Here is a 5574-nt window from a genome sequence, read left to right as displayed (position 1 = left end):
CACCGCGTCGGGGCCGACCTCGGCGAACCTGGCTACACCCAGATCCGCCATTGCCGCAACAGCATCCGCGAAACGGACCGTGTCCCGGACCTGACCCACCCAGTACGCCGAGTCCGACATCTCCTCCGTGACGCGCGCACCGGTCACCGTCGACACCAACGCGATACTCGGGCGACCGAACGTCAAACCCTCGATCACCGAAGCGAACTCGGCCAGCATCGGCTCCATCAGAGCCGAATGGAACGCATGCGAAACCCGCAATCGGTGTGTGCGCCAACCACGCTCGGTGCACCTCGCGACTACCGCGAGCACATCGTCTTCGATACCGGACAGCACCACCGACGAAGGACCATTCACCGCCGCGATCGACACCCCATCGACACCGGCCAGCAGCGGCATCACGTCCGGCTCGGAAGCACCGACAGCGACCATCGCACCACCGGCAGGCAACGCCTGCATCAACCGACCACGCGCAGCCACCAACACACAGGCATCCGACAGCGACAACACACCCGCCACATGCGCGGCAGCGATCTCACCGATCGAGTGACCGGCTACGACGTCAGCCCGGACTCCCCAGGATTCGAGCAGCCGGTACAACGCCACCTCGAACGCGAACAGACCCGCCTGCGCGAACACCGTCCGATCGACCAGCTCATCGTCCGCCAACGCATCGCTCAGCGAAACTGACTGTTCCAGCAGCGGATCCAACTCGGCGACGATCGCATCGAAGTGGTCGCCGAAGACCGGGAAGGCCGCGCGCAGCTCCGTGGCCATGCCGGCCCACTGGGCACCCTGACCCGAGAACACCACACCCGTCGAACCCGCCAGCACGCGGCCGCTCACCACACCGGGCGCCTGCGCACCGGCTGCCACGACCCCGACACCTGCCAGTAGCCCGGCACGGTCACCGGCCACCACAACAGCGCGATGCTCGAAAACACTGCGTGTCGACGCCAGCGAGAAACCGATATCGATCGGATCGTGTTCGCCCACATGCGATGCCAAGCGGTCCGCCTGAGCGGCCAGTGCCTCGGCACTGCGGGCCGAAACCGCCCATGGCAGCAGCCCGCCCGCCGGTGCGGACTTGACCACCGGCTCCGGCTCCACCGTCGGCACCGGGGCCTGTTCGATGATGACGTGGGCGTTGGTGCCGCTGATACCGAACGACGAGACACCCGCACGCCGCGGCCGATCGACCTCCGGCCACGGCACCGCCTCGGTCAACAACCGGATATGTCCTTCGGACCAATCAACTTTGGTACTGGGCGCATCGACGTGCAGCGTCCTCGGCAGCAGCCCGTGGCGCATCGCCATGACCATCTTGATCACACCACCCACACCAGCCGCCGCCTGAGCATGACCGATATTGGACTTCAACGACCCCAACCACAGCGGACGATCCGCATCACGACCCTGCCCGTACGTAGCCAAAAGGGCTTGGGCCTCAATCGGATCGCCCAGCGTCGTACCCGTGCCGTGCGCCTCCACCACATCGACATCGACCGGCGAAACTCCCGCATTCGCCAGCGCTTGGCGAATCACCCGCCGCTGCGACGGACCATTCGGCGCGGTCAAACCGTTCGACGCACCATCCTGATTCACCGCCGAACCAGCGATCACCGCAAGCACGTCATGACCATTGCGGCGGGCGTCGGACAACCGCTCCAACACCAACATCCCGGCCCCCTCGGACCAGCCGACACCATCGGCCGCATCCGCGAAGGACTTACACCGGCCATCCGGCGACAAACCCCGCTGCCGACTGAACTCCACCAGAGTTTCCGGAGTCGCCATCACCGTCACGCCACCGGCCAAGGCCAGATCGCATTCCCCCGACCGCAGCGACTGCGCCGCCAAATGCATTGTCACCAAAGACGACGAGCACGCCGTATCCACCGACACGGCCGGGCCCTCCAACCCGAGGGTGTAGGCGATGCGACCGGACACCAGGCTGCCGGCCGCGCTGTTACCGGTCCCCTGGGCGTAGTCGTGGTACATGACGCCGGTGAAGACACCCGTCGAACTGCCGCGCAGCACCGCCGGATCCACACCTGCGCGCTCCAACGCCTCCCACGTGGTTTCCAGCAGTTGCCGCTGCTGCGGATCGGTCATCACGGCTTCGTTGGGACTGATCCCGAAGAAGTCCGCGTCGAAATCGGCAGCCGTGTGCAGGAATCCGCCCTCTCGGGTGTAGGACTTACCCGCGCGGCCGGGTTCCGGATCGTAGATGCCGTTCAGGTCCCAGCCGCGGTCGACCGGGAACGTCGATACCGCGTCCCGGCCGGTGTGCACGAGTTCCCAGAGTTCTTCCGGGGACCGCACCCCTCCGGGGTAACGGCAGGCCATGCCGACCACGGCGATCGGGTCGCCGTCGACCGCCCGGACGGCGGTGACCTCGACATCGCGGCTCGTGCCGGCGAACTCGTCGGCCAGATACCGTGCCAAAGCCTGGGGCGTGGGGTAGTCGAACACCAAGGTCGCGGGCAGCGAGAGACCGGTGGCGGCCTTCAGCGCATTGCGGAATTCGACAGCGGTGATCGAATCGAAGCCCAGCTCGTTGAAGGCCCGGTCCGCTGCCACCGCGTTCGTGTTCTCGTGGCCGAGGACGGTGGCGATCTGACCGCGCACGATCTCCAGCAGCACGTCGAAACGCTCGCTGTCGGGAGTGCTCGACAGCCGAGCACGCAGCGCCGCGGACGCGCCCGAGGCCGCTTTGCGGCGCTGCGGGATCAGCGCGGAAAACAGTGCGGGCGCGGCGAATCCCGCGGCGCGCATGGCATCCAGATCCACCCGGGCGAGGACGAGGGCCGCGCTGTCCATTGCCGTCGCGGCATCGAACAGGGCGAGACCCTGCTCCGGCGACAGCGGCAGCAGGCCCGACCGGGACATGCGGCGCCGGTCGACGTCGCTGAGCTCCGCGGCCATACCGCCGTCGGTGCTCCACAGACCCCAGGCCAGAGATGTGCCCGAACGCCCGGATGCCCTGCGGTGCGCTGCCAGCGCATCGAGGCAGGCGTTGGCCGCGGCGTAGTTGCCCTGGCCGGGACTGCCGAATGGGCCCGCGACCGAGCTGAACAGCACGAACGCCTTCAACTGCAGGTCGGTGGTCAGCTCGTGCAGGTGCAGCGCGGCATCGACCTTCGGCTCCAGCACCGCGTCCATCCGCTCCGGAGTCAGCGAAGCGATCGCACCGTCGTCGAGCACACCGGCCAGGTGGAAGACGCCCGTAAGCGGTTGTGCGGCAGGAATAGCGGCCAGCACCTCGGCCAGCGCGCCGCGGTCCGCGACATCGCATGCGACGAACTCGACCTCGGCACCGGATTGCCGCAACTCGTCGCGCAGTTCGAGTGCACCCGGGGCGGATTCACCGCGTCGACTCAGCAACAACAGATGGCGCACGCCGTGGGCGTTCACCAGGTGCCGGGCGAACAGCGCGCCGAGATAGCCGCTGGCGCCGGTGATCAGGACAGTGTCGTCCGAATCGAAAGAGCCGGTCGCGAGGGCGGCGGTGGAGACGACGCGCCCGAGTCGCGCTCGGTACACCTGCCCATCACGGACGGCCACCTGCGGTTCCTCTGATGCCAGAATCCCGCCCAACAGACCGTCGAGCTCGGAATCGGTATCCACCAATACGATCCGTCCGACACCCTCGGCCTGGGCCGAACGAACCAGGCCGCCCACAGCGGCACCGGCCAGATTCGAAATGTCCTCCCCGGCAACCGATACCGCGCCACTGGTCCGAACCACCAGCACCGACTCACCGAACCGAGGCTCGGCAAACCAGGACTGCAACACCTGCAACACGCCATGAGTCGCAGCACGAACGGCTGCAGGATCATTGCCCGCCGGGCAGTCCAGCAGCACTGCTGGTGGGACCTGCTCGCCCACCTCACCGAGGTCCGCCCAGGCCACCGCAGCGACGTCGCTCTCGGTCACCGTGATCGGTGCCCAGCTCACGTCGAACATGGCGGTACGAGAAATCGGCGTGCCCGCGGTGAGCTGTGCGGGATCGATCGGCCGAGACGCCAAATGCCGCACCGTCGCCACCGCAGCACCCATCGAATCCGCCAGATCCAACCCAACCCCACGCTCACCGATACGAGTCAGCCGGACCCGCAACGCATCGGCTCCCCCCGCATGCACCGTCACACCCGACCACTCGAACGGCAACGCCAGACCGGATTCCTCCGACGCCGAGTCATCGGCAAAACGCAACGCGTGCAAAGCCGCATCCAGCAACGCCGGATGCACACCGAACCGCCCAGCATCCCCTCGCGCCGCCTCAGGCAAAGCGACCTCGGCATAGAGCCCGTCGGATCCGCGCCACACCGCCCGCAACGCCTGGAACACCGGACCGTAGTGATAGCCCTGCACGTCGAGGGAGTCGTAGAGGTCCTCGACCGGGACCGCGGTGGCGTCGGCGGGCGGCCACTGCGCCAGGTCCGCCGGTGCGCCGTCGGCTTCCGGCACGAGGACGCCTTCGGCATGCAAGGTCCACGACACCACCGAATCGGCATCGTCGTCGGGGCGGGAGAAGATCCGCACCCCACGACGCCCCTGGTCCGCACCGCCGATCACGACCTGCACCGCGACGCCACCGGACTCCGGCAACACCAACGGGGCACGCAGGATCAGCTCGTCCAGGCTCGAACAGCCCACCCGCTCACCGGCGTGCAGGGCGAGTTCGACCAGACCGGTGCCGGGGAACAACACGGTGTCCATGACCCGGTGGTCGGCCAACCAGGGCTGCGTCTGCACCGACAATCTGCCGCTGACGGCGACCACATCGGAATCCGGTTGCGACACCACCGCCGACACCAGCGGGTGACCGGTCGCGACGAGCCCCATCGACCGGGCGTCACCCTTGCCGGCGGAACCTTCGGGTATCCAGTAGCGGCGGTGCTGGAAGGCATAGGTGGGCAGGTCGATTCGCTGCGCCCCGGTCCCGGCGTAGACACCGGCCCAATTCACCTCGGCACCGGCCACGAACAATCCGGCGATCCCACCCGCCACCGCGGACGCATCGGCACGGTCACGACGCGCCAACGCCACCACGACAGCAGCCTCGTCATCGAGAGTCTGGGCGACCATCGGGGTCAGCACCGCGTCGGGGCCGACCTCGGCGAACCTGGCTACACCCAGATCCGCCATTGCCGCAACAGCATCCGCGAAACGGACCGTGTCCCGGACCTGACCCACCCAGTACGCCGAGTCCGACATCTCCTCCGTGACGCGCGCACCGGTCACCGTCGACACCAACGCGATACTCGGGCGACCGAACGTCAAACCCTCGATCACCGAAGCGAACTCGGCCAGCATCGGCTCCATCAGAGCCGAATGGAACGCATGCGAAACCCGCAATCGGTGTGTGCGCCAACCACGCTCGGTGCACCTCGCGACTACCGCGAGCACATCGTCTTCGATACCGGACAGCACCACCGACGAAGGACCATTCACCGCCGCGATCGACACCCCATCGACACCGGCCAGCAGCGGCATCACGTCCGGCTCGGAAGCACCGACAGCGACCATCGCACCACCGGCAGGCAACGCCTGCATCAACCGACCACG

Annotated in this window: 1 protein-coding gene; it reads right to left on the bottom strand. The window is 67.5% G+C overall.

Going from position 1 to position 5574, the window contains the following annotated elements; all coding sequences use genetic code 11:
• Positions 1 to 5562: SDR family NAD(P)-dependent oxidoreductase (locus ACHQ4I_RS06890; protein WP_420770847.1), on the bottom strand; the 5562-nt coding region annotated here is incomplete at its 3' end.
• Positions 5563 to 5574: the final 12 nt, after the last annotated feature.

Source organism: Nocardia nepalensis (genome assembly GCF_048910785.1).
GTDB classification, from domain to species: domain Bacteria; phylum Actinomycetota; class Actinomycetes; order Mycobacteriales; family Mycobacteriaceae; genus Nocardia; species Nocardia nepalensis.
Note: the sequence above shows the minus strand (reverse complement) of the source record. Positions and strands in the feature narration are given on the sequence as shown.